Origin of the sequence: Antarcticibacterium flavum (assembly GCF_006159205.1) — a bacterium.
Taxonomy (GTDB): Bacteria; Bacteroidota; Bacteroidia; order Flavobacteriales; family Flavobacteriaceae; genus Gillisia; species Gillisia flava.
Genome location: NZ_CP040812.1, coordinates 2,467,781 through 2,490,877, shown reverse-complemented (window position 1 = coordinate 2,490,877; position 23,097 = coordinate 2,467,781). Strand labels below are relative to the sequence as shown.

Annotated in this window: 25 protein-coding genes and 1 pseudogene; 9 read left to right on the top strand and 17 right to left on the bottom strand. The window is 40.6% G+C overall.

Annotation, left to right across the window (positions count from 1 at the left end):
• Nucleotides 1-88: 88 nt before the first annotated feature.
• From FHG64_RS10595 to FHG64_RS10575, 5 genes are all read right to left on the bottom strand, one after another.
• Entirely contained in the window at nucleotides 89-697 is a 609-nt protein-coding gene (locus tag FHG64_RS10595) for an SET domain-containing protein (protein WP_139066377.1), read from the bottom strand.
• A gap of 72 nt (nucleotides 698-769) precedes the next feature.
• Nucleotides 770-2,062 (bottom strand): adenosylmethionine--8-amino-7-oxononanoate transaminase, encoded by a 1,293-nt coding sequence (bioA, locus tag FHG64_RS10590; protein WP_139066376.1) that lies wholly within the window; start codon nucleotides 2,060-2,062, stop codon nucleotides 770-772.
• 58 nt (nucleotides 2,063-2,120) lie between these two features.
• Entirely contained in the window at nucleotides 2,121-2,741 is a 621-nt protein-coding gene (bioD, locus tag FHG64_RS10585) for a dethiobiotin synthase (protein WP_139066375.1), read from the bottom strand.
• Entirely contained in the window at nucleotides 2,734-3,147 is a 414-nt protein-coding gene (locus tag FHG64_RS10580) for a putative signal transducing protein (protein WP_139066374.1), read from the bottom strand. The genes bioD and FHG64_RS10580 overlap by 8 nt, the downstream gene beginning before the upstream one ends.
• A gap of 248 nt (nucleotides 3,148-3,395) precedes the next feature.
• Nucleotides 3,396-4,307 (bottom strand): aminotransferase class I/II-fold pyridoxal phosphate-dependent enzyme, encoded by a 912-nt coding sequence (locus FHG64_RS10575; RefSeq protein ID WP_317133566.1) that lies wholly within the window; start codon nucleotides 4,305-4,307, stop codon nucleotides 3,396-3,398.
• Nucleotides 4,308-4,354: 47 nt separating this feature from the next.
• Here FHG64_RS10575 and FHG64_RS10570 point away from each other — a divergent pair, with 47 nt between their 5' ends.
• Complete coding sequence (locus FHG64_RS10570; protein WP_317133565.1) at nucleotides 4,355-4,687, top strand: MgtC/SapB family protein; 333 nt, start codon at nucleotides 4,355-4,357, stop codon at nucleotides 4,685-4,687.
• A 132-nt stretch (nucleotides 4,688-4,819) separates the two neighbouring features.
• On the opposite strand, the gene mnhG is transcribed toward FHG64_RS10570, so the two are convergent.
• From mnhG to FHG64_RS10535, 7 genes and pseudogenes are all read right to left on the bottom strand, one after another.
• Complete coding sequence (gene mnhG / locus FHG64_RS10565) at nucleotides 4,820-5,227, bottom strand: monovalent cation/H(+) antiporter subunit G (RefSeq protein ID WP_139066373.1); 408 nt, start codon at nucleotides 5,225-5,227, stop codon at nucleotides 4,820-4,822.
• The gene (locus tag FHG64_RS10560) at nucleotides 5,228-5,497 is read right to left on the bottom strand and encodes a cation:proton antiporter (protein ID WP_139066372.1); all 270 of its coding nucleotides are present in this window, start codon (nucleotides 5,495-5,497) and stop codon (nucleotides 5,228-5,230) included. It abuts the gene before it with no gap.
• Nucleotides 5,494-5,969 (bottom strand): annotated as a pseudogene (locus FHG64_RS10555) (Na+/H+ antiporter subunit E). The gene FHG64_RS10560 and the pseudogene FHG64_RS10555 overlap by 4 nt, the downstream one beginning before the upstream one ends.
• Nucleotides 5,966-7,492 carry a proton-conducting transporter transmembrane domain-containing protein gene (locus tag FHG64_RS10550; RefSeq protein WP_139066371.1) on the bottom strand — a complete coding sequence of 509 codons (1,527 nt, stop codon included), beginning with the start codon at nucleotides 7,490-7,492 and terminating at the stop codon, nucleotides 5,966-5,968. Before FHG64_RS10550 ends, FHG64_RS10555 begins: the two are co-directional and overlap by 4 nt.
• Nucleotides 7,489-7,842 (bottom strand): Na+/H+ antiporter subunit C, encoded by a 354-nt coding sequence (locus tag FHG64_RS10545; protein WP_139066370.1) that lies wholly within the window; start codon nucleotides 7,840-7,842, stop codon nucleotides 7,489-7,491. The genes FHG64_RS10550 and FHG64_RS10545 overlap by 4 nt, the downstream gene beginning before the upstream one ends.
• A gap of 1 nt (nucleotide 7,843) precedes the next feature.
• Nucleotides 7,844-8,254, bottom strand: coding sequence for a Na+/H+ antiporter subunit B (locus FHG64_RS10540; RefSeq protein WP_139066369.1), 411 nt, complete (start codon nucleotides 8,252-8,254; stop codon nucleotides 7,844-7,846).
• A gap of 10 nt (nucleotides 8,255-8,264) precedes the next feature.
• Nucleotides 8,265-10,571 carry a putative monovalent cation/H+ antiporter subunit A gene (locus FHG64_RS10535; RefSeq protein WP_139066368.1) on the bottom strand — a complete coding sequence of 769 codons (2,307 nt, stop codon included), beginning with the start codon at nucleotides 10,569-10,571 and terminating at the stop codon, nucleotides 8,265-8,267.
• A gap of 242 nt (nucleotides 10,572-10,813) precedes the next feature.
• Here FHG64_RS10535 and FHG64_RS10530 point away from each other — a divergent pair, with 242 nt between their 5' ends.
• The 4 genes from FHG64_RS10530 (at nucleotide 10,814) to FHG64_RS10515 (ending at nucleotide 13,102) form a co-directional block, all read left to right on the top strand.
• Nucleotides 10,814-11,653, top strand: a complete 840-nt coding sequence (locus tag FHG64_RS10530) for a TolB-like translocation protein (protein ID WP_139066367.1) — start codon at nucleotides 10,814-10,816, stop codon at nucleotides 11,651-11,653.
• A gap of 81 nt (nucleotides 11,654-11,734) precedes the next feature.
• Complete coding sequence (locus tag FHG64_RS10525) at nucleotides 11,735-12,262, top strand: DUF2975 domain-containing protein (protein WP_139066366.1); 528 nt, start codon at nucleotides 11,735-11,737, stop codon at nucleotides 12,260-12,262.
• A 62-nt stretch (nucleotides 12,263-12,324) separates the two neighbouring features.
• On the top strand, nucleotides 12,325-12,894 hold the full coding sequence (locus FHG64_RS10520) for a DUF2975 domain-containing protein (RefSeq protein ID WP_139066365.1): 570 nt from the start codon (nucleotides 12,325-12,327) through the stop codon (nucleotides 12,892-12,894).
• 1 nt (nucleotide 12,895) lies between these two features.
• Entirely contained in the window at nucleotides 12,896-13,102 is a 207-nt protein-coding gene (locus tag FHG64_RS10515) for a helix-turn-helix domain-containing protein (protein ID WP_139066364.1), read from the top strand.
• A gap of 110 nt (nucleotides 13,103-13,212) precedes the next feature.
• Here the strand turns inward: FHG64_RS10515 and FHG64_RS10510 are convergent, their stop codons facing one another.
• The 5 genes from FHG64_RS10510 to FHG64_RS10490 all read right to left on the bottom strand — a co-directional run bounded on the left by FHG64_RS10510 (nucleotide 13,213) and on the right by FHG64_RS10490 (nucleotide 19,623).
• Nucleotides 13,213-13,500, bottom strand: a complete 288-nt coding sequence (locus tag FHG64_RS10510) for a FoF1 ATP synthase subunit delta/epsilon (protein ID WP_139066363.1) — start codon at nucleotides 13,498-13,500, stop codon at nucleotides 13,213-13,215.
• Between the two features lie 92 nt (nucleotides 13,501-13,592).
• Complete coding sequence (gene atpD, locus FHG64_RS10505) at nucleotides 13,593-15,104, bottom strand: F0F1 ATP synthase subunit beta (protein ID WP_139066362.1); 1,512 nt, start codon at nucleotides 15,102-15,104, stop codon at nucleotides 13,593-13,595.
• A gap of 294 nt (nucleotides 15,105-15,398) precedes the next feature.
• Entirely contained in the window at nucleotides 15,399-17,246 is a 1,848-nt protein-coding gene (gene glmS / locus FHG64_RS10500) for a glutamine--fructose-6-phosphate transaminase (isomerizing) (protein ID WP_139066361.1), read from the bottom strand.
• 5 nt (nucleotides 17,247-17,251) lie between these two features.
• Entirely contained in the window at nucleotides 17,252-18,796 is a 1,545-nt protein-coding gene (locus tag FHG64_RS10495; protein WP_139066360.1) for a DUF4270 domain-containing protein, read from the bottom strand.
• A gap of 14 nt (nucleotides 18,797-18,810) precedes the next feature.
• Nucleotides 18,811-19,623 carry a glycogen/starch synthase gene (locus tag FHG64_RS10490; RefSeq protein ID WP_139066359.1) on the bottom strand — a complete coding sequence of 271 codons (813 nt, stop codon included), beginning with the start codon at nucleotides 19,621-19,623 and terminating at the stop codon, nucleotides 18,811-18,813.
• A 102-nt stretch (nucleotides 19,624-19,725) separates the two neighbouring features.
• Between FHG64_RS10490 and panC the strand changes: the two genes are divergently transcribed.
• From panC to FHG64_RS10470, 4 genes are read left to right on the top strand one after another with little or no spacing between them, the layout of a single operon-like run.
• Nucleotides 19,726-20,577, top strand: a complete 852-nt coding sequence (gene panC, locus FHG64_RS10485; protein ID WP_139066358.1) for a pantoate--beta-alanine ligase — start codon at nucleotides 19,726-19,728, stop codon at nucleotides 20,575-20,577.
• A 9-nt stretch (nucleotides 20,578-20,586) separates the two neighbouring features.
• The gene (gene panD / locus FHG64_RS10480) at nucleotides 20,587-20,937 is read left to right on the top strand and encodes an aspartate 1-decarboxylase (RefSeq protein ID WP_139066357.1); all 351 of its coding nucleotides are present in this window, start codon (nucleotides 20,587-20,589) and stop codon (nucleotides 20,935-20,937) included.
• A gap of 4 nt (nucleotides 20,938-20,941) precedes the next feature.
• A complete protein-coding gene (locus FHG64_RS10475) occupies nucleotides 20,942-21,907 on the top strand; it encodes a lysylphosphatidylglycerol synthase transmembrane domain-containing protein (protein ID WP_139066356.1) in 966 nt (321 codons plus the stop codon).
• A 35-nt stretch (nucleotides 21,908-21,942) separates the two neighbouring features.
• On the top strand, nucleotides 21,943-23,091 hold the full coding sequence (locus FHG64_RS10470) for an alpha/beta hydrolase (protein ID WP_139066355.1): 1,149 nt from the start codon (nucleotides 21,943-21,945) through the stop codon (nucleotides 23,089-23,091).
• The last annotated feature ends 6 nt before the right edge of the window (nucleotides 23,092-23,097 follow it).

Below are 23,097 nucleotides of genomic sequence, written 5' to 3'. Positions count from 1 at the left end.
CATCCCGTTTGCCACCAAAAATTATTCGTGCATTCGTGGCTATCATTTATATTGAGTATTCAAAAAATTTATGGCCTTCTGAACAGAACTAGTTTGATTGCTGAATCTTTGTTTCCTCCTGATAGTATACACTTAAAATAGATTCCATTTGTTTTTCCCCGTTAAGCACCATTTTTATCTCCTGCTGAATTTTGTTGCTCACCAGCGACATTAATGGCTGATCCACCTGCGGAAGAAAGGCGATCGTTTCCTGCAGGATCCTGTCCCACTCCTCATGGTAATTTAAAAGGTCATCTGGGTACACAGTAGTTCTTGATGTTCCCTCATCTTTGGCTTTAAAAGCATCTGTAACGTTAAGATATCCATAATCATCTGTAAGTTCTTCTCCCGGTTGTATATCTCTTACCGCTATTTCAAAATCATAGGCCGTAGAAAAACAGTTCGATTTAAAGCTGTGGTTCACATATTTTGAGATATCCCAGCAGAGAACGAAATTTCCCTGATTATTCCTGAAGGTATATTTATCTATCATTTGTTTGGAAAAATCCTTCATTTTCTCCACCTGCTGTGGCGTATAGATTTGATCCAGCTCATCCTGAACCCAGGTAATGGTGCCCCGTGGGATAAACTTTTTGGCTACCACGCCATATCCAATTTCTTCGCTAATGAATTGTACTTCAGTATCGGGATGCATCATAATCTGCTGATTTTTCTACCTAAATTAGCTAAATAATCCCTTGAAAAAATAGATTTATAAAACTTCTAACATTTAAAATTCCTGCAGCGCCTCCTCTATGCTGTCGTGAATTTTTGCAAGTTGATCATTCGTGATCACAAAGGGTGGGAGGATATAGATAGTATTTCCCAGCGGGCGGAGAAAAACACCTCTTTCCATAAAAAATTTAAAGAGCCTGTCCCTCATATTGCCATAACGTTCCATATGCACATCCAACTCAAACGCCAGGATAACCCCCAACTGCCTCAGGTTTTTTACTTTTTGGTGGCCCTTTAGCTTTTTAAGAAATGTTGCCTGCAGGTTCATAACCCTTTGAACATCCTGCTGAATTTCTTCTGAAATAAGCAACTCAATCCCTGATAGGGCTGCTGTACAGGCAAGTGGATTGGCAGTGTAGGTATGGCCATGAAACAGACCTTTTGAAATATCATCTGAGTAAAAAGCATCATAAATCTCCTGTGTGCAGGAAGTTACTGCCATAGGGAGAACCCCGGCGGTTAATGCTTTGGAAAGACAAATGATATCAGGTTTAGTGGGGATATATTCTGAAGCAAAATTCTTCCCGGTTTTTCCAAAGCCGGTCATTACCTCATCTGCAATACAAAGGATCTCATTCTCCTTACATAATTTCAGGATCTCATCAAGCCCGGCAGGGTCGTGCATTTTCATTGCAGCTGCTCCCTGCACCAGTGGTTCGTATATAAATCCCGCGATGTTGCTCCCTGCGATCTTATCTTTTAAAGACTTGATCACATCTTCATTATTCTTCCCGGTAGGAACAGGAATTCTCGTCACCTCGATAAAGTGATCTTCAAAAGCCCCGTTATAAACCGATAATCCTGAAACAGACATCGCCCCAAAAGTATCTCCATGGAAACCTTCTTCAAATGCCAGCATCACCTTCCTGTCATTTCCACGGTTATAATGGTATTGCAGGGCCATTTTTATACCCACCTCTGTAGCTGTAGAGCCATTATCACTAAAAAATAGTTTCTGCTGATTGCCGGGCAGGATCCTTATTAAGGCCTCAGACAACTTAACTGCAGGTTCATGAGTGAATCCGCTGAAGATCACGTGGTCCAGTTGCTGCATTTGTAGAGTGATCTTATCAATTATATAAGGATGGCAATGACCGTACATTGAGGTGTACCACGAAGCTATCCCATCAATATATTCCTTACCTCCCTCATCATATAAAATTGCACCCTTAGCCTTTACAATTGCCAACAAATCTGGTGACAATTTATGCTGGGTGAGAGGATGCCACAGGTGTGCTTTGTCACGACCGGAAAGGGAGTTCCCCCTGAAGTTATTTTCTTCCTGCATGAATTTTGTGTTTTCTGCTCCCTTTAAGGAACAAGAATTTGTAGAATTTTTATCCTTACTATTTTAATTTAACCTGAAAAGCTTCAGCATATTCCCTGATGACATTTTTGTCAAAATAAGGTTCAGGTTCAATCCTGCCAAGAAAACTGGCTCCGCTCATTTTAAGAATAACCTCTTCTGAAGATGGGTTTTCCTCCCCGTTAAAAATTATTCCGAAGCAATTAAGATCGCGGGATTTAAGAGCCTCCAGCGTGAGCAGAGTATGATTGATGCTTCCCAGGTAATGCCTGGAAACTACAATTACCCTGTCCCCGGCCTCGACAAGGTCCAGAATGGTTTTCTCTTCATTAATAGGCACAAGGACCCCACCGGCACCTTCTACAACAAGATGATTATTAGTGACTGGCCGTTCTATTTTTTGAACCTCTATTTCTATCCCGTCAATCCTTGCTGCCGCATGCGGGCTCATTGGAGTGTGCAGGGCATAGGCGTTTTTGTGAAAGGTGGTCTTACTATTTGAAATTAGGTTTTTGACCTTATGAGAATCTGAATTCTCGAGGTCACCCGCCTGGATGGGTTTCCAATAGTCCGCTTGCAAAGCCTCTGTGACAATTGCTGACGCTATGGTCTTTCCTACTTCTGTACCAATACCGGTTATAAAATATGTATGTTTAGTCAAGATCGAATTTTTGTTTACAATTATTACAATGATATTCGTGTGTGGTATGAATAGGCAGGGAGATCGTTAAAAATGAAAATAGAAAGGCAAAGAAGGATCTTATGTCCCTTATCGAGGTCATCAATTCAACTTTGGCACTGCCACAAATTGGGCATATTATTTCCTGCCCCTTGTCATCCAGGGAATATTCACTTATAGATTCGAGTATTGAGAGAGCCCTTTCCTCATCCTCTGCCCACACCTTCAGCTTAATTCCTCCTATGGCATTGCTCACCAAAGGGTCTGTATCTATAGTGAACTGGTCAAATAAAAACACTTCAACCCCTTCTGCCTCCAGCCTTGACTTCACTATTTGAGCCTCGGCGGAATATTGAAAAACCGCTACTTTGGAAAATGTTTCTTTCATCTTTACAAGGTTCCCAATACATAAGAGGGATAATTATTTTATAAAGGTAGCCAATAGCTTCAAGACCTTATTAATTTCTGCCTGAGAATTATAGCTGTGAAGGCAGAACCTGAGCCTTTCTTTACCTGCGGGAACAGTGGGAGAAAGAATAGCTTTTACGGCAAATCCTTCAGCTTCAAGATTCGCAGCTACAGATTTTACTCTCGCGTTCCCCGGGATTATACAGCACTGGATTGCAGTCTTACTATTTATAAAGTCGATTTCCAGATCGTTTTTTTTACCTCCTGCCTGAAGTATTTGATATTATCGTGCAGCAATCTATAATTATCATTTCCGGGAAGCATACTGTAGGCTGCGATTATTGTTGCCACCGAATGTGGAGGCAAGCCGGTGGTATAGATAAAACTCCTTGAAAAATTCACAAGATAATCCTGTAACTCCTTGCTGCCAAGAATAGCTGCCCCGTGGGCCCCAAGGGCTTTCCCGAAGGTAACTATTCTGGCAAAAACTTTTTCCTGCAATCCAAGTTGGTGTACCAGTCCCTCACCGTTTTTCCCCAACACTCCTGTGGCATGTGCTTCATCGACTATTAACCGGCAGTGAAGTTTATTTGTAAGGTCGGCTATCTTGATTAAATCGGGTTTATCTCCATCCATTGAAAAGACAGACTCTGTAACAACAAAGATCTCTCCTTCATAAGATCCAGCCTGGTACTTTTCGATTAGTTGCAATAAGTGATTTACGTCGTTATGTCTAAATTTAAAGGCCTTGGCAACCCCCATTGATATCCCGTCCCTAATTGAAGCATGAGAGGATTCATCATATAAAATTATGTCCCCCCGCTGGGCAATTGAGGATAACAAGCCCAAATTGGCATCATATCCGGAATTAAAAAGCAAGGCAGCCTCTGCATTGTGGAATCTGGCTATTAAAGCCTCAGCCATTGCAAACAGAAAGTGATTTCCTGAAAGCAACCTGGAACCTGTGGAACCGTTCAAAAAACAGCTATTCTCCTTCATTATCTCCAGGCTGTGATCATAGATCTTTTTACATTTTGCCAGCCCCAGATAATCATTGGAAAAAAAATCAATAAGTACCGGTGGGGGCATAAGCTGCCTTAGAGCATCAAGCTCCTTTCTCCCCTCCAGTTTTTTTTCCATTTTTTGTGTTAACTTCATATCGTAAAAATAGAATAATACTTTACTTCATGGAGATGGATACTGCCGTTTTTGCGATCAAGGCCTGTCTTGCAGTCCTGGCCGGACTATTAATTGGACTAGAAAGGGAGCTACGGGGGAAAGATGCAGGGCTTAAGACCAACGCCCTGGTTGCCCTGGGCGCCTGTAGTTTTGTCCTTATGTCACTGGAATTTCGTGGTGATGAATTTGTTGATACCACCAGGGTTCTGGGACAAATTATTACAGGGATTGGTTTTATAGGGGCGGGTACTATCCTGCAACAAAGAGGGAAGATAGAAGGCCTTTACAAGTGCAGCTACCATTTGGTGCAGTGCCGCCGCAGGATGTCTTGCTGCCTTTGATATGTATTGGGAACTGGCTATTATAAGTTTCCTGGTCCTCTTTATCAATTTTTTCTTCACTATAATAGAAAACAAATTAATAAGGAAAAGAGAATTGGATGCTAACAGGGAGAAAGCTGGATTGCGAAAGGATTAATCTACCGCTTTATCCTTTTTAGACCCCTTAATGTCCTTTTCATCTTCTTCACCACTGCTAAGTTCCTGTGTATTTTTATCATATTTTCCGTCCAGGTCATCCATTATGGAATCCTTCCATAGTTTTACCCCGGCAAAATAGGAAGTCCGCCCAATTAGGTGGGCGCTTACAGGTGCAGTTAACAAGATAAAAAGAATTATGGCCATAACCTTTGCTGTTATAGCCAGGTCATAGGAATAAATAGCCCCTGCGATTAATAATAACCCAATTCCTAAAGTTGCAGCCTTGGTAGTAACAGAGATCCTTAAATAAGTGTCTGGCATACGTACCATACCCACTGCAGCCAGGAAGACGAACACAGTTCCAAAAAAAGAAAGAACTCCTACAACTATATCTACTACCATCTATTTATTTCTTTGTTGAATATAATACGTAAAGGCCACAGTCCCTAAAAATGCAATTAGACCCAGAATAAGAGCAACATCAAGAAGCGCAGGCTGATTAAAGAGGATACTATATGCACTTATAAAGCCAATACCGGTGGTTATTATAAGGTCCAGCGCGATCACCCTGTCCACCATCTTAGGCCCTTTGATGAACCTTATAAAAATAAGGAAGATCGAAACCGAAAGCACCGGCAGCACAAAATAATATATAAAATCAAGTAATGTCATCTTAAAATTTCCAATAAACGTCTTTCAAATCCATTTTTAATACCGGCAATAAAACTCTCCCTGTCTTTAATATACATGGAATGCACGTAAAGCACTTTTTTATCATCTGATACGTCAAGGCTAAGGGTTCCCGGTGTAAGCGAGATCAAATTGGCCAGAAAAGAGATCTCAAGGTCAGACTTTGCCGTAAGAGGAACCTTTACAATTCCGGCAGTCATTCCATAACCCGGGGTCATAACCTCATATGCCACCTCGATGTTGGCTTTTACCAACTCTTTGATAAAAAGAAAATAAAAGCGATGACCTTAGGCAATAGCCTGAAATATTTTGCATCTTTCTTTCCACGGGTTATAAGCCTTAGGATGAAAAAACTTACAATAAACCCAAAAATGTAATTGGAAAATGTAAAATTCCCCGTAAGAGCCACCCAGATAAAGGTCAATAAAATATTTGATAAAAACCTGTTTTTCATGGTCTCGTATTTTGGCCGTTATCAAAGACAGCATCTATGTACTGTTGATTATCCATAAGTTCTCCTGCTACCCGTGCAGAAAGCTGCTGTATATGTTCTGCTCCAAATCCAATATATAAAGATACAAGGGAGAGAAAAACTATAGGTACTATCAATTGAGATTTTCGAATATTATTTAACTTATCAAAATATCTAAAGTTGAGCCTCTCCGGCAATTCCACTTTATCCTTCCACACCACATTTGCCCATACCCTGGCAATGATGACCATTGTGATCAAACTTGCAAATAATATGGCTCCTATTACCCACCAGTTCTCCAGGGAAAACCCTGCCGAAATAAGCGAGATCTTAGGCCAAAACCCAGATAGCGGAGGGATTCCAACCAATGAGAATAATGGTATAGCTATGAGCAGGCTAAGCCTTGGATATTCAGAGTATAGCCCCCCCAACGATTTGATATTGGTTGTACCTTTGATCCTGTAAATTAAACCTCCAACCATAAAAAGATTGGTCTTTACAACAATATCATGGATAAGATAAAAAATAGTACCCGCTATTGCTACCTCGGTATACATTCCAAGTCCTATGATCATATACCCAATGTGACATATGATAAGATAGGAAAACACCTTCCTTAAGTTTGTTTGGATTAATGCCCCTACTCCACCGCTAATAAGGGTGAGAATAGCCATTACAATGATCGTATTTTGCAGGAATACATCGCCTACAAAGATGAGGGTGAAAACCCTTAAAAGGGCATAGACCCCAACCTTAGTTAATAGGCCCCCGAATATCGCTGACACTGCAGATGGTGGAGTGTGATAGGATGCTGGAAGCCAGAAATACAGCGGGAAAACTGCAGCTTTAATTCCAAAGGCTATAAGGAACAAAATTGCGGTGATCTCCACCAGCCCGCGGTTCTCAATAGCAGCGACTTTCATTGCAAGATCGGCCATATTTAAGGAACCTGTTAAACCGTATAATACAGCAATGGCCGTAAGAAAGATCATCGAGGCCAGGATGTTCATAGTAAAATATTTCACCGCGCCTTCCAGCTGGGCTTTCTCCCCTCCCAGGGTGATAAGCACAAAGGAACTTATGATAATGATCTCAAACCACACGTACAGGTTGAAAATATCTCCAGTAAGAAAAGCCCCGTTAAGCCCCAGTAATAAAAAGTGGAAAATGGGAAAATAGCCGAACTTAAGCCTTGCCGCTACAATTGAAGAAGCCGAAAATATAGAAACTGCTACACCTGAAATTGCAGTAAGCAACACGAGGGTGGCAGAGAGGGAATCGGCTACAAAGGTAATCCCGAAGGGGGCTTCCCAGTTTCCGGCCTGCACAGTTTGTGTCCCGTTGTTCCATATATGCATAAAGAGCCATGCCGAAATCCCAAGGTTTACGATGCCTCCAACTATACTTATCACTCTTTGCCAGCTTATGCGCTGCCAGGCAAACATTAGGACAATGCTCAAAAATAACTGAAGCAATAAAGGGTATAAAATTATTTGTTGCATCATGAATCCTGGTCTATTGCGTTCATTTCGTCAAGATCGTCTGTCTTCACCACTTTATATGCTCTTTTTATTAGTATGATAGCAAAGGATTGTAATCCAAAGCTTATAACGATCGCAGTTAATATCAATGCCTGGGGGATAGGATCGGCATACGCTTCCTCGAACACCTTAAGGTTGCCTGGTATAAGTGGCGGCTTACCTTTTGTGATTCGTCCCAGTAAAAAAATAAGCAAATTGGCACCATTTCCCAGGATAATGATCCCAAGAATAAGCTTTACAAGACTGCGCCGCAGGATCATATATATCCCTGCTGCATACAGCACACCAATCATTATTGCTAATACTATTTCCATATTAAATAGTGTCTGCTATTGTAAAAATAATTGTAAGGGTAACCCCAATCACCACCAGGTACACCCCTATGTCAAAAAATAATGCCGAACCAAGGGATCCAATAACCGGAATAGAATCAGGATACCATAACCCGGTCATAAAAGGTAAACCGAATAAAAAGGGAGCCATCCCGCTCAAAAAGGCGAGAGCGAGCCCCACGGGCATCAAAAAGCCCGGGTGAAATTTTAAAAGTGTCTTTGTATTGGACAAGCCATTTGCAAATGCATGCAAGACAAATGCAATCGAGGCTATTAGACCTCCAACGAATCCCCCACCCGGCAAATAATGCCCGCGTAGAAGTATAAATACAGAAAATAACAGCAATACCGGTAAAAGATAGGAAGAGGCTGTTTTTAATATTATTGTTCTCATTTTTATTTCTTTAGCGTTGGTCTGTTTCCTTTAACCTTAGTTTCAGTAAAGCAAACACTCCTATTGCAGCAATTGCAAGTACTGCGATCTCCATAAAGGTATCACTCCCCCTAAAATCGACCAATATAACATTCACCACATTCTTTCCATGGGCAAGCACATATGCATTTTGGGCATAGTAATCACTAATTTCAGACCCCACAGGTTCTGCAAGGACTTCCAGCACAAGCACAGTTATAATAGCCCCAAAGGCAATGGAAAGCACCCCGTCCTTTATCCTGGTCTTATAATTTGATAGCTTAAGATATCTTGGCAACCTGTATAATACAAGTACAAACAGGATCACGGTAAGAGTATCTATGGAGAACTGTGTCATTGCAAGATCTGGCGCACTGTAAAAGACGAACACTAAACATATCGCCAATCCAACCACCCCCATTGAAGCTACCGCAGCTAGTCTTGACCTGGTAAACACCGTATAGATCACAGCTATCATCATCATTCCTACCACAGCCACTTCGTAAAGGGTAATATCTGTTAATGTGGAGAAGTTTATTGAAAAGGTAGCTGTATTCCAGAGTGCATAACCTGTAAGCCCAATCATAAAGACCATAATTGTGCTTACATAATTTCTTAAATATCCATTTTGAAAAGTCCCGGTCCAAAAAGAGGAAATAGTATTAAAAATATTCCAGGCTCCGGTCATAAGGGATTTAGGCGATAGAAATTCAACTCTCGCGGCAGTGGCAACCAGCCGTTGAGAAGGTTTTAATACAAAATACAGCACTGTACCTATTACGATAGTAGCAACGCTTAACCACAGGACAGTATTGAATCCATGCCATAATGCCAGGTATTGATCTCCTACATTTTCACCCATTGCAGTTACCACAGGTTTTATAAGCGGTCCATCTATAAGACCGGGAAAAATTCCCAACAGAATTCCACCTGTTGCTAAAATTAATGGAGGAACCCATAACAGAGGCCCGGGAGTTTTTGTATTTTGAAGTTTGGCGGGTAATTTCCCCATAAAAGGACTAATACCGGCCACGAATCCTGCGTGTAGCAAAAGAATCTTCGTAATAAGAATAAGCGCAATCCATAAAATTGGGGTCCCCACCACCGCCAGGGTACTCTCATAGGTGAGCTCCTTCCCAAGGAAACCAATGGTTGGAGGAACTCCTGCACTGGAAATTGCAGCCAGAAAACCGGCTATGGCTACCGGCAGCATAACTTTGCGCAAACCTTTAAGAAAGGTTACATCCCTGGAATGGGTTTGATGATCTATTATTCCTGTCACAAGGAATAGTGTGGCCTTATAAAGAGCATGAACAACTATAAAGACAGCAGCTGCAAGTAATGCACCTTCTGTTCCCTGACCAATAAGAAATACCAGGATCCCCAGGGCAGAGATCGTGGAATATGCCAATATTCCTTTAAGATCTGTACGAAAGAGGGTGTGGACAGCTGCATAGGTCATGGTTATGGCCCCAACAATTAAAAGGGTAGAATTCCAGAATTCTGTACTACCCAACACAGGGGTTAATCTCATAAGGAGATATATACCTGCCTTTACCATCGTTGCAGAATGCAGATAGGTAGAAACCGGAGTGGGCGCCTTCATTGCCCCCGGCAACCAAAAATGGAAGGGAAACTGGGCAGATTTTGTAAAGGCAGCCATGAAAATCATTACCGCGATCAAAATGTAATAAGGACTATCTGCAATAGCCTCACTTGAGCTTAAAAGTTCTGTGATACTATAACTACCTCCCACAGCTCCCAGGAACAAGGCACCTACCAGGAGAAAAAGTCCTCCAAAACCTGTAATTGCCAATGCCATGACTGCGCTCCTACGGGATTCAGGATTGGAATTATTAAAACCTATGAGAAAAAAGGAACTTATACTCGTAAGTTCCCAAAAGATGAACATGGATATAAGATTATCTGACAATACCAGCCCCAGCATGGCAGCCATAAACATCCCCAAATAGCCATAGAACCTGTCCAGATATTCGTGACCCTTAAGATATGATGCCGTATAAACAAAGACCAGGAATCCAATTCCCGTGATCATTAAGGAGAAAAGAAGGGAAAGCCCATCCAGGTTAAAATCGAGATTCACCCCGAATGCAGGGACCCAGGAATAGCTATGAACCACCAGGTCACCGTTAGATACCTGTGGTATGAATTGAGCAAAATATGCGAACAATACTAATGGGACTAAGGAAGAAACGATGGCAAATTTCCCTTTAAAGAACTTTCCTGCCACCGGCATTAACATTGAAAATATAAATCCTAATAGTATTGCTACGAGCATGTGGTAATTTAAAATGTCTGTAATACGCAAATATAACAGTTATTATTGAAGTTCAATAAACAAAAGCGGCTTATAAGAATTGCAAATAAAGGACTGGAGTTCGAGATGGATATGAAAAAATGGTAATTATTTTTTATGTAATTATTGAGAAAATCTTCGTGTGAATTGCCGAAGTTTTATGTTTTTTGAAATATCTTCCCTAAAACTACAAATATGCGATCATTATTCTGTGTTTTCCACTAATGGCACAGGAAAATTCAAATCCCGAGATCTTTGTGTTTGATATAGTTGCTGAAGGCAAGGAACTGCAATTCAAAAACGGAAAAAATATTTCCAATAATCCCGGGTATGACAATCAGCCATCCTTTTATTCTAACGATATTATCTTATACTCCAGGACCATTAATGGCCAAACTGAAATTGCAGCACATAATATTGGCATCCACGAAGAAGAAATTAAAAGCATAACACGCCATGGCAGCGAATATTCTCCCGCCCGCATTCCCGGTACAAATGATGTCGCCGCTGTAAGACTTGACACCACAGGGCTTCAAAGGCTCTACAGGTATGACTGGATGATGCAAGATGACTCCAAATTGCTGCACAAGGATCTTAAAATAGGTTATTTCGCCTTTTACGATGAATTGAGAATTCTTACTACTGTCCTCAATGGTACGGGGATGGACCTCGTTTTACTCGATCTCGAAGAGGATATCGCCACGAAGATTGTTAGCCGGGCAGGTCGTTCCCTGCACAAAGTTCCGGGAACGGGCTCGATGAGTTACACTGTAAGAAATGACCAAAATGAGCTGGACCTCTATCTTATAGATAACGTAGATGGGGAGCCCGAAAGTTATTTCCTCACGGCGCTACCCCAGGATGTGCAGGATTACGTATGGCTGGATAAAAACAGGATCCTGGCGGGCCAGGACAATAAGCTTTTAATGTATGATATGCTTGGAGAAAGCAAGTGGATACAGATAGCAGATCTGGCCGAATACAAATTACATAACATCTCCCGTCTCGCCGTGAATGGAGCCGGGGAAAAGATAGCAGTTGCTGCTGAGAGATTGGCGAATTAAAAATCCCACACATATATATTCGCTTTTTTTATTGTTTATCAATAATATAATTTACATTTGTTATCGATAAACAATAAAAAAATGAAATCTTCTGTTTTGAAACCTCCGGTATTATTAAAAACTTTACTGGACGTAATATTCTGGTTTACCCTCATTGGTCTAATTTTCCGCTTACTTTTTACTGTATTTTATTTTTTTACAGATATCCCCGTTAATCTTACTATTCATCATTATCAAATCACAGAGTTTAATTTTGCATTTGCAGTTGGAATATTTTTAAAGCTCCTCATTTCCACTCTTTTCATTTATGCTGTCTATATTATGAGAAAGGTGGTTCGGAGTTTTTTTAAGAGAAAACTTTTCACTCCTTTACAAATCTCAGGACTTAAGTTAATTGGGCAATTACTAATTTTTACGGTTTTATTTGAAATAATACTGGAATTTACATTGCCCATAGTATTCGAGAGGGAAATTAAGGCGGGAGGAGCATTTGATTCTTCTTTTAATTCTGTTTGGTTTATCCTGGCAATAGGACTTTTCTTCCTTCTTCTTTCAAAAGCGTTCAGTTACGCGAGAAGTTTGCAGCAGGAAAACGACTTAACGGTTTAATAGACCTAAAATCTGGTAAACCTATAAAAGGCATTCATTTAAGTAAACTAGCCATAATTCCTATGAACAGAAATTCACTATTGAACATCGCAAATTTCTTTTGCCAGTTATTTAAAGTAATTATTGGTATTACAATTATTATGATCACTGCAGTTTTTATTCACTCCCAATTTGAACCGGATTTTTATAGTGAGTGGAAGGTAAACAAGCCGGAGGTAGATTCAATCGTATTTATTAAAACAGAAACTTCCACTGGCCAAATACCTGCGCATGAGGAGGACTTAAGATTTACAGATTGGAAATTAGCCTCTTTATATTTTAATTATTTAAAGTTTGCGGGGATTCTATTTTTAATTTATCTCTCAATTAGTCAGTTTCAGAAGGTTTTACAATCTGTTAGAAAACTTGAGACATTCCATCAGGCGAATGTTGATGCATTTAAGAATATTGGATATTACTGTCTACTTATAACTGCTTTTTCAATTTTTAATTATTGGGAATTTGGGAATCATGCAACGACTTCTTTTTCGGTATCCCTTGACATTTTACTTGTGGCCCTCATTGCTTTCATTCTTGCTGAAATATTTAAGGAAGGAAATAATTTGATGGAAGAAAATAAATTCACAGTATAAAATGCCAATTCTTATAAACCTGGACAGGATCCTTGAAGAAAGGAATATGAAGAGCTATGAGCTGGCAGAAGCCATTGGGATCACCAATGCGAATCTCTCCATTCTCAAGACGGGAAAAGCGAAAGCAGTAAGGTTCTCCACCCTGGAGGCCATTTGCAAAGCCCTTGATTGCCAACCAGGGGATATTTTGGAATACAAAGAAGAATAGTATAACTAATCTCCTTGTTAGCTCCGGAGCGGCATATTTATATTAAAATTTAATAAATTAAAAACCCTGTTGATCGCTCAACAGGGTTTTTAAAATATATTATCAATATCTTAATCTGCCAGAATAATGGCTTTATTATCTTTCATTTCAAGAACTCCTCCCTTTACATTATAGTAAAGAACATTATTCCCTTCTTTTCTAAAAGCATCCGAAAGTTTTTTCATATCTGCAGCAGCTCCTGCCGCAAGATTTATCTTAACCTCGCCTTCGATAAGAAGAGAAACAATAGGTGCGTGATTATTAAGCATCTGGAATTCTCCATCGACACCGGGAACTTTTACTGCTTCAACCTCAGCCCCAAATACTACTGCTTCAGGAGTAACTATTTCTAAATACATATTTTTTCTAGTATTGAGTAATGAGAATTGAGTATTGAGTAGTAGTGCGGGAGCTAAGCTCTCAATACTAACTACTCAATACTCAATACTATTTATGATTCTGCCAACATTTTCTCACCGGCCTCGATCGCCTCTTCAATAGTTCCTTTAAGGTTAAAGGCTGCTTCCGGAAGGTGATCCAGTTCCCCATCCATGATCATATTGAAACCTTTTATTGTTTCCTTAATATCAACAAGAACTCCTTTTAAACCTGTAAACTGCTCTGCTACGTGGAAAGGCTGAGAAAGGAAACGTTGTACACGTCTTGCCCGTGATACAGCCAGTTTATCCTCTTCAGAAAGTTCTTCCATACCAAGGATGGCAATGATATCCTGTAATTCTTTATATCGCTGTAAAAGCTCTTTTACACGTTGTGCACAGTTATAATGATCTGCTCCAAGGATCTCTTTTGTAAGGATACGTGAAGTAGAATCAAGAGGATCTACCGCAGGGTAGATACCAAGCTCTGCGATCTTACGTGAAAGTACTGTAGTAGCATCAAGGTGGGCAAAGGTTGTAGCCGGTGCGGGATCTGTCAAGTCATCTGCAGGTACGTAAACCGCCTGTACAGATGTAATAGATCCATTCTTGGTAGAAGTAATTCGCTCCTGCATCGCACCCATCTCTGTTGCAAGAGTTGGCTGGTAACCTACCGCAGAAGGCATACGTCCAAGAAGTGCAGACACCTCAGATCCTGCCTGTGTAAAACGGAATATGTTATCTACGAAGAAAAGTACGTCTTTCCCTTGTCCTTCTCCCGCTCCATCACGGAAGTATTCTGCTATGGTAAGACCTGAAAGCGCAACACGGGCACGTGCTCCCGGTGGCTCATTCATTTGTCCAAATACGAAAGTTGCTTTGGAGTCTTTTAAGGCAGTTTTATCTACTTTAGAAAGATCCCATCCACCTTCTTCCATAGAGTGCATAAAGTCCTCTCCATATTTAATGATCCCAGATTCCAACATCTCCCTTAGAAGGTCATTTCCTTCACGGGTTCTTTCTCCAACACCTGCGAATACTGAAAGTCCACCGTGACCTTTTGCGATATTGTTGATCAATTCCTGGATAAGTACGGTTTTTCCAACCCCGGCACCTCCAAAAAGACCAATCTTTCCACCTTTTGCATAAGGCTCGATAAGGTCAATAACTTTAATTCCTGTATATAAAACTTCTGTAGAAACAGAAAGATCTTCAAATTTTGGAGCCTCGCGGTGAATTGGTAATCCTGCATCACCTGCTTTAGGAAGATTTTCCATCCCATCAATAGCATCTCCAATCACGTTGAACAAACGGCCGTAAACATCCTTGCCTATTGGCATCTGGATAGGAGCACCGGTAGCAACTACCTCAACCCCACGGGCAAGACCATCTGTAGAATCCATAGATACTGTTCTTACAGTATTCTCCCCAATGTGAGACTGTACCTCAAGAACTAAAAGAGAACCATCCTTTCTGGTAATTTCCAGGGAATCGTAAATTTTTGGTAAATCGGCGTTTTCCAAGTTGAAAACCACGTCAACTACAGGGCCAATAATTTGTGCAACTTTACCTGTGATTTTAGACATTATATAATCCTTTAATGTTTATTATTGAGATTTCTAAAACTTAACCACGATAAATCCCTAAATTTTAAGAATATACCATAAGTCATTTTCCGGCTGCAAAGATAGTTTTTTCTTTATAAAATTAAACAGCCTCACTCACAACTTTTTTAAATAAGCTGCCGGTTCCTTCCAACATGCGGTAAAACCTATAATTTCCTGAATTCTCGAGGGAAATATCGGGCAATTCTCAAAAGGTTTTATAAAAAATGCCCCTTCCGGGAATAGAAGGGGCATTTCAAACTCGTTTAAAAACAACTATTCTACTGTCACAGATTTTGCCAGGTTACGTGGCTGGTCCACATTCTTGCCTAACATCACTGCTATGTGATAGGATAATAATTGTAAAGGAATAGTGGTTAACAATGGGGTAAGTGATTCCATTGTTTCCGGAACTTCGATTACATAATCTGCAAGTTCTCTTACGGCCTCATCACCTTCAGTAACAATACCAATGATCTTCCCTTTTCTTGATTTTATTTCCTGCACGTTGCTTACCACTTTCTCATAATGACCTTTGCGGGTAGCGATCACCACCACAGGCATTTGTTCATCGATAAGTGCTATTGGCCCGTGCTTCATTTCAGCAGCAGGGTAACCTTCAGCATGAATATATGAAATTTCTTTCAGTTTTAAAGCACCTTCAAGCGCAACGGGGAAATTATACCCCCTGCCCAGGTAAAGACAGTTTGGAGCATCTTTATACTTTTCAGCAATAATTTTAACATGTTCATTCTCCTCCAGTACTTTGGAGATCTTTGCCGGAATCCTGTCCAGCTCCTGCAAATGGTACCTAAAATCAGAATCTGAGATAGTTCCCCTGTATTTCGCAAGTTTTAGAGCGATAAGAGTAAGCACCGTAATTTGAGTAGTAAAAGCTTTGGTTGATGCAACTCCAATCTCGGGCCCTGCGTGTGTATAGGCGCCTGCATTGGTTTCCCTGGAAATGGATGAACCCACTACATTACAAACTCCAAATACGAAAGCTCCTTTTTCCTTTGCAAGCTTTATGGCCGCCATAGTATCTGCCGTTTCACCACTTTGAGAAATAGCGATTACCACATCATTCTCATAAATCACCGGATTCCTATACCTGAATTCTGAAGCGTATTCCACCTCAACAGGTATTCTTGCAAGATCTTCAAAGATATATTCTGAGACCAGGCCGGCGTGCCAGGAAGTACCACAGGCGACAATAATGATCCTTTTTGCATTGGCAATTCTTTCAATATTGTCATCTACCCCTGCCATTCTTATAATACCTTCATCTACCAGCATTCTACCGCGGTAAGTATCGGTTATGGCATCTGGTTGCTCATAGATCTCCTTAAGCATAAAGTGGTCATAGCCCCCCTTTTCAATTTGTTCCAGGTTAAGCTGCAGCTCCTGTACATAAGGATCTACAAGGGAATCATCGTGAATTTTTCTTACTTTGATAGGCTTTCCTCTTCTTACCACCGCCATTTCTCCATCTTCAAGATAGATCGCATTGCTGGTAAATTCAATAAACGGTGAAGCATCAGATGCGATGAAATATTCATCTTCCCCAATCCCAATGGCCAGTGGGCTACCCAAGCGGGCAACTACCAGTTCATTTGGTTTTCTTTTATCAAAAACTGTGATAGCATATGCTCCAACAGTTTGGTTCAATGCAATTTGTACCGCTTTTCCAAGCTTTACCTCTTCATTGACCATAACATCCTCAATAAGATTTACGAGCACCTCTGTATCTGTATCAGATTCAAATGTATAACCCCTTTTAGAAAGTTCTTTCTTTAGAGAGTCGTAGTTCTCGATGATCCCATTATGTATGATCACCAGGTTACCTGAATTTGAGTAATGAGGGTGAGAGTTTACATCATTCGGCACCCCGTGAGTTGCCCAGCGTGTGTGCCCAATTCCTATATTTCCAGAGGTAGAAGTGGTTTCTTCAAATTTCTTCTCAAGATCTGCCACCTTACCTTTTGTCTTACAAAGATTTAGGGCTGTCCCGTCAAAAAGGGCGATCCCGGCACTATCATATCCCCGGTATTCCAACCGCTTTAATCCTTTAAGAACGATGGGATACGCCTCCCTGTGTCCTATATAACCAACAATTCCGCACATATTTTCTAATTGCTTATATCTGTATAATAAATATTGAATTTTAATCTTTTATCCTCGTTGGAAGATAAATTCCCATGTAATATTGTTCCTCTGGGGGTAAGAACTGAACCAATAGGTACTTGTGAAACAGGTCCAACAGGTGTTCTTAGCGCAGCAGGGTTTATTAACCCGGTGTTTTGAGTAACAACCAACCCTAGCTTTACATTATCTGTATTTCCTTCTAATATTTCCCGAATATGACTGGTAATCCTAATTTTATAAAATATCCCATTGGCATCCTCATCCCGTTCAAGAACCGGTGCATGTATAGGATTCCTAATTAAGTTTCCACTTTGATCCCGGCCACTGTAAAAATCACTGAGTGGCTGGTTGGTTGTCAAATCATATAAGTAAATATTCTCGGACTCTGTACTTCCACCCTGGACTGTAGCCTGGTCAACGTAAAAAGTAAGATTTGCTTCATTTATAAGCCAATCTCTTGATCTCAGTTCTTCCAGCTCTTCCTCATCAAAAAGGTCTATGACCGCCATACTGCCCTGCCCGCCTTTGAGGTAAAGACGTTCACCTCCTGTTTCTTCGTTAGATGCCTGGATGCCTGCTTCAATTTGCGGTGAAAGCTCCTGGGAATAGGTATTGATAAGGTTAGGACCAAAGTTTAATTTAAAGCTATTCTCTTCCAAAACGTCTTCCTCCCCTTCCTCTTCAATGGTATTAGTGTAATAAAGGATAATGCCCGCGTTTGAATCTCTAAAATTGAGCAACATCATAGTACCATCATCATTTATCGGCTCTGCCTTAAAGTAAAGGCCGCGAATGAAGTTCCTGAAGTTATTATTATTGAACAATTCTGTAGAACCCTCTCTATCGATTATATTCTCCTGGAAGAATTCCAGCGGAAGGTGCACCCTTAACCGTGGAGCAACAGTTACTGTATCCAGAACACCGGTTTGATTAGGTTCACGAAAACTAACCTCTGCAGTAGACGGCACAAATGAATCGTTTTCATATAATGGGTCCCCAATGATCGAGTTTTCAAATACTGCACCCTTATCTGAGTAATATCGCTGCCTGTTCTCGAAATTCGCATCGGGATCAAAATCGTTTATGAAATAGTTAGTCCTGGAAACTGTGAGTTTAATAGGGGAATTTCCATAAACAGAATCCAGCCTGTACACATTATTTCCCTGCTCGTCTGCTTCCAGTCTTGTGCTAAAATATGGTAGGGTAAGCACTACACTGTCCAGCCTTGGCCGGTTGCCAAAAGATGGATTTCCAGATGGAAGGGAAAGCTGGGTAAGTACATTAGCTGTATGGCTTCCATATACCGGCCCGTTATAAACTCCCAGGAGGTGTAAGGGCAGGTTATTAGTTTGAACAGGTGGAAGCTTCTTGCTATATGCCACCACTCCTGCATCATATTTAGGAAGGGCATCAATTTGCCCTCCAACAAGTTCCCCGCCTATAGAGTGAAAATCATCATCACAGGAGATAAAAGCCAATACCATGAGTATTACCGCCGGTATGGAGCGAAATCTTTTCAATAAAATCATTCGGTATAAATTACTTATTGGGATAAAACGTGGGAATTATAAAATTCCTGGTAAGCAGTGGAGAATTCTTCAGGAGTTTTATAATCTAATACGGGTTTTTCCACTTTGTTAAGGTATTTTTTTAATTCCTCAGGAATATCATCTCCACCAATGATAACGGCATCTGAATTATCAATTGCAGTTTTCATGAGATTCACATACGTAGGCTTCTTAAGGTGTTTAACATCAGAATTTTCCAGACCGTCAAACAGGATCTTTTTGGCCAGGTTATCATCTAACGTTTCATCAAAGCTTTGATTGTATATCGATGTCACAATTTTTGCATCGGCAAACAGTGGTTCTTTCCCGTAATAATTGCGCAGGTAAAGCGGCAGCAGCGATGAAAGCCAGCCATGAACGTGAATAATATCGGGCGCCCAGTTAAGTTTCTTAACGGTTTCTATAACTCCTTTAGCAAAGAAAATTGCCCTCTCATCATTATCTGGAAAAAGATTCCCGTCCTCATCTGTGAGCGTAGCTTTTCTTTTAAAGTAATCTTCGTTATCAATAAAATACACCTGCATCCTTTCTTTGGGTATAGATGCTACTTTTATTATAAGAGGCATGTCAAGGTCATCTATCACCAGGTTCATCCCCGAGAGTCTTATCACCTCGTGTAACTGGTGACGTCTTTCATTTATATTCCCATAGCGAGGCATGAAGATCCGGATTTGGCCTCCCAGGCCATTTACCATTCTAGCGGCTTCAAAAGACATAGATGATATATCGGTTTCGGGCAGGTAAGGTATAACTTCAGATGATACGTACAATATCCTCTTATCTTTCATATATATATTGGCTTTTGCGAATAAAAAACATGCAAAATTACAAAAATTTATGCAGTTTGCCAGAGATATCTTAAGTTTGCACGCTGTTAATTTTATAATAAAATGCAGATTTTTAGAGAGAAAGCCGCCTTACAAAGCACAGTTTCGGCATTAAAAAAAGAAGGAAAAACCATTGGGTTTGTTCCTACCATGGGTGCTTTACATGAGGGACATCTCTCGCTGGTAAAACAAGCTGCAAAAGCTTGTGACACAGTGGTTATAAGCATTTTTATAAACCCCACCCAGTTCGACAATCCGCAGGACCTTATTAATTATCCCCGCACCCTGGAATCTGATATTTTATTGCTGAAGGATCTCAATCTAAATCTTATAATTTTTGCTCCCAATGCGACCGAATTATATGGTGAAAAAGTGGAAGCAGAGGCTTTTATCTTCGACGGCCTTGAGCACGAAATGGAAGGAAAATTCAGGTCAGGCCACTTTAATGGCGTGGGAACAGTAGTAAAAAAGCTATTTGAGATAGTACAGCCACACAAAGCTTTTTTTGGAGAGAAGGATTTCCAGCAACTACAAATCATTCGCAAGCTTACAGAAAAGGCCAATTTGCCGGTGGAGATTATTGGATGTCCTATAGACCGGGAGGAGAACGGACTTGCAAGGAGTTCCAGAAATGAACGACTAAGTCCCGAAATACGCCGCGAGGCTTCATTTATTTATCTAACCCTTAAAAAGGTAAAAGAAAAATTTGGCACAGAAAGTGCAAAATACATCAATGAGTGGGTGACTTCTCAATTTGCTGAACATCCTACTTTGAAACTGGAATATTTTGAAATAGCCGATACCAATTCCCTGAAAACAACCAGTGAGAAGGAGACCGGCGCAACTTACAGGGCATTTATTGCAGCTTATGCTGGAGATGTGCGCTTAATAGATAATATTGCTTTAGATAACTAATTTATACAAATGCAGATTCACGTAGTAAAATCAAAAATTCACCGCGTTAAATGTACTGGGGCCGATCTTAATTATATTGGCAGTATCACCATCGATGAAGATCTAATGGACGCTGCGAATATTATTGAAGGGGAAAAGGTCCAGATCGTCAACAACAATAACGGCGAGAGGCTGGAAACCTATGCAATCCCGGGACCACGTAACTCGGGGGAGATCACCCTTAATGGCGCTGCCGCAAGAAGAGTGGCAAAAGGGGATGTCCTAATATTGATCACATACGCCATTATGGATATTGAGGAAGCAAAAGCATTTAAACCTGCACTTGTGTTTCCTAACGAAGAAAATAATTTGCTTAATTGATCTTTTGAAAAGAACCACCAAAAAGGTCCTGAAAATAATACTCCCACTACTCCTGGGAGTATTTTTCATTTATTACTCTATCAAGAGTGCCACTCCAGAAGAAAGACTGGAGCTATGGGAAAATATCACCTCTGCTCACCCGGGCTGGATAGCACTATCGCTCCTCTGCGGCCTCCTTTCCCACCTGTCCAGGGCCTATCGTTGGAAGTATCTTTTACAGCCAATGGGATATAATCCCAAATTTGCCAATAGATTTATGGCTGTTATGGCCGGGTATCTTGCAAATTTTGGAATTCCGCGTTCCGGTGAAGTCCTTCGGGGCCTTACAGTTTCAGGTTATGAGGATATCCCCTTTGAAAAAGCCTTTGGAACCATAATTTCTGAAAGGATTGCAGATTTTATTATGCTACTTCTCATCATTGGCTTTACTCTACTACTGCAGGCAGATTACTTGCTTACCTACTTCAGGGAAAATGAAATTAACCCTCTTGTAACCCTTGGTATTTTTCTTATTCTTTTGATCGCAGGTATTTTCACACTTAAGTTCATTAAAAGATCTTCTTTACCGCTTATGATCAAGATCAAGAAGTTCGCTAAAGGGCTGTTGGAAGGAATGCGCAGTATTCTAAGGATGAAGCAAAAGTGGGCTTTCATTTTTCATACGCTTTTCATTTGGTTGATGTATGTTCTTATGACCTATGTGCTTATTTTTACCATTCCCGAAACCGCCGGGCTCTCCTTTGGGATTGTTATGGTCATATTTGTAGTTGGTTCCTTTACGATCTCTGCTACAAATGGCGGGATTGGAGTTTATCCCGTGGCTATTGGTGCCGCCCTTATGCTATTTGGAATTAGCAAACAGGGAGGCGAGGCACTGGGTTGGATCACCTGGGGCTCCCAAACCCTTTTGGTTCTTCTTCTCGGCGGATTTTCCTTTCTTTTTCTTCCTGTTTTTAACCGTAAGAAATAATAAGTATCTTGCGTACAGTAATTTAACCTAACCTTATGATAAAAAAACTACTTTTCTTACTGTTATTGGCAGGTCCATATGTCACCTACGCCCAGATAACACACGAGACCCTTAACTCGACAAAACTAGGAGAAACCAGGCAAATAAAGATCCAGCTACCACGCAATTATGATGCGAACAAGGAGAAATCCTATCCCGTGATGGTGGTCCTAGACGGCGATTATTTATTTGAACCTGTAGCAGGTAACGTAGACTATTATTCATATTGGGAGGACATCCCTGAAATGATCGTAGTGGGAATTAACCAGGCATCTTCCAGGGAAGATGACGGGTATTACGATGAGCAAAGATTTCTACCGGCAGGACCGGGAGCTGCTTTTTTTGAGTTCATTGGAATGGAATTAATCCCCCATCTGGAAAAAAAATACAGAACAGCACCCTTCAGGGTTATAATAGGTCACGATTTCACTGCAAATTTCATGAACTATTACTTGCTGAAGGAAAATCCGTTATTTCAGGGATATATCAACTTAAGTCCAGATCTGGCACCCGAGATGATTACAAGGCTGGCCGATGTCCTGGACAGATCTTCAAACAAGACGTGGTATTACCTGGCAACGGGCAGCGAAGACATACCACAACTCAAAGAAGGAATAATGTCCCTTGATGAGAAATTAAAAAATCTCAATAACAAAAATATCAATTACCAGTTTGACAACTTTGAAGGGGCAACACATTATAGCCTTGTTGGAATGGCAATACCAAAAGCAATAGAACAAATTTTCCAGGTATACCGGCCAATTTCCCTTCAGGATTATAACCGTATCCTGTTACAAACCTCTGTTTCAGGTTATGATTATCTCATTGAAAAGTATGAAACCATTGAAGAACTCTTTGGCTTACAAAAGCAAATAAGGCTCAATGACTTCATGGCGGTATACAACGCCATGGAAAAAACCCGAAATTGGGATGGATTAAGAGACCTTTCCAAACTGGCCTCAAAACATTATCCAAAGACCATGCTGGCTACTTATTTTGAGGCAAGATATGAGGAGGAGATTGGGAATCCAAAAAAAGCCATGCGCAGTTATCAAAATGCCTACGGCCAGGAACCTGTTGCTTTTTTAACTGTAGATTTTATGCTGGATAAAGCCGAAGCCATAAAAAGAGATTTCGGATATTAAATAACA

What these genes read in the sequence shown, in the direction of transcription:
- FHG64_RS10595 (WP_139066377.1), bottom strand. Translation starts at nt 697, where the DNA reads ATGATGCATCCCGATACTGAAGTACAATTCATTAGCGAAGAAATTGGA.
- bioA (WP_139066376.1), bottom strand. Translation starts at nt 2,062, where the DNA reads ATGCAGGAAGAAAATAACTTCAGGGGGAACTCCCTTTCCGGTCGTGAC.
- FHG64_RS10580 (WP_139066374.1), bottom strand. Translation starts at nt 3,147, where the DNA reads ATGAAAGAAACATTTTCCAAAGTAGCGGTTTTTCAATATTCCGCCGAG.
- FHG64_RS10575 (WP_317133566.1), bottom strand. Translation starts at nt 4,307, where the DNA reads ATGGAAAAAAAACTGGAGGGGAGAAAGGAGCTTGATGCTCTAAGGCAG.
- FHG64_RS10570 (WP_317133565.1), top strand. Translation starts at nt 4,355, where the DNA reads ATGGAGATGGATACTGCCGTTTTTGCGATCAAGGCCTGTCTTGCAGTC.
- mnhG (WP_139066373.1), bottom strand. Translation starts at nt 5,227, where the DNA reads ATGGTAGTAGATATAGTTGTAGGAGTTCTTTCTTTTTTTGGAACTGTG.
- FHG64_RS10560 (WP_139066372.1), bottom strand. Translation starts at nt 5,497, where the DNA reads ATGACATTACTTGATTTTATATATTATTTTGTGCTGCCGGTGCTTTCG.
- FHG64_RS10550 (WP_139066371.1), bottom strand. Translation starts at nt 7,492, where the DNA reads ATGATGCAACAAATAATTTTATACCCTTTATTGCTTCAGTTATTTTTG.
- FHG64_RS10545 (WP_139066370.1), bottom strand. Translation starts at nt 7,842, where the DNA reads ATGGAAATAGTATTAGCAATAATGATTGGTGTGCTGTATGCAGCAGGG.
- FHG64_RS10540 (WP_139066369.1), bottom strand. Translation starts at nt 8,254, where the DNA reads ATGAGAACAATAATATTAAAAACAGCCTCTTCCTATCTTTTACCGGTA.
- FHG64_RS10535 (WP_139066368.1), bottom strand. Translation starts at nt 10,571, where the DNA reads ATGCTCGTAGCAATACTATTAGGATTTATATTTTCAATGTTAATGCCG.
- FHG64_RS10530 (WP_139066367.1), top strand. Translation starts at nt 10,814, where the DNA reads ATGGCACAGGAAAATTCAAATCCCGAGATCTTTGTGTTTGATATAGTT.
- FHG64_RS10525 (WP_139066366.1), top strand. Translation starts at nt 11,735, where the DNA reads ATGAAATCTTCTGTTTTGAAACCTCCGGTATTATTAAAAACTTTACTG.
- FHG64_RS10520 (WP_139066365.1), top strand. Translation starts at nt 12,325, where the DNA reads ATGAACAGAAATTCACTATTGAACATCGCAAATTTCTTTTGCCAGTTA.
- FHG64_RS10515 (WP_139066364.1), top strand. Translation starts at nt 12,896, where the DNA reads ATGCCAATTCTTATAAACCTGGACAGGATCCTTGAAGAAAGGAATATG.
- FHG64_RS10510 (WP_139066363.1), bottom strand. Translation starts at nt 13,500, where the DNA reads ATGTATTTAGAAATAGTTACTCCTGAAGCAGTAGTATTTGGGGCTGAG.
- atpD (WP_139066362.1), bottom strand. Translation starts at nt 15,104, where the DNA reads ATGTCTAAAATCACAGGTAAAGTTGCACAAATTATTGGCCCTGTAGTT.
- glmS (WP_139066361.1), bottom strand. Translation starts at nt 17,246, where the DNA reads ATGTGCGGAATTGTTGGTTATATAGGACACAGGGAGGCGTATCCCATC.
- FHG64_RS10495 (WP_139066360.1), bottom strand. Translation starts at nt 18,796, where the DNA reads ATGATTTTATTGAAAAGATTTCGCTCCATACCGGCGGTAATACTCATG.
- FHG64_RS10490 (WP_139066359.1), bottom strand. Translation starts at nt 19,623, where the DNA reads ATGAAAGATAAGAGGATATTGTACGTATCATCTGAAGTTATACCTTAC.
- panC (WP_139066358.1), top strand. Translation starts at nt 19,726, where the DNA reads ATGCAGATTTTTAGAGAGAAAGCCGCCTTACAAAGCACAGTTTCGGCA.
- panD (WP_139066357.1), top strand. Translation starts at nt 20,587, where the DNA reads ATGCAGATTCACGTAGTAAAATCAAAAATTCACCGCGTTAAATGTACT.
- FHG64_RS10470 (WP_139066355.1), top strand. Translation starts at nt 21,943, where the DNA reads ATGATAAAAAAACTACTTTTCTTACTGTTATTGGCAGGTCCATATGTC.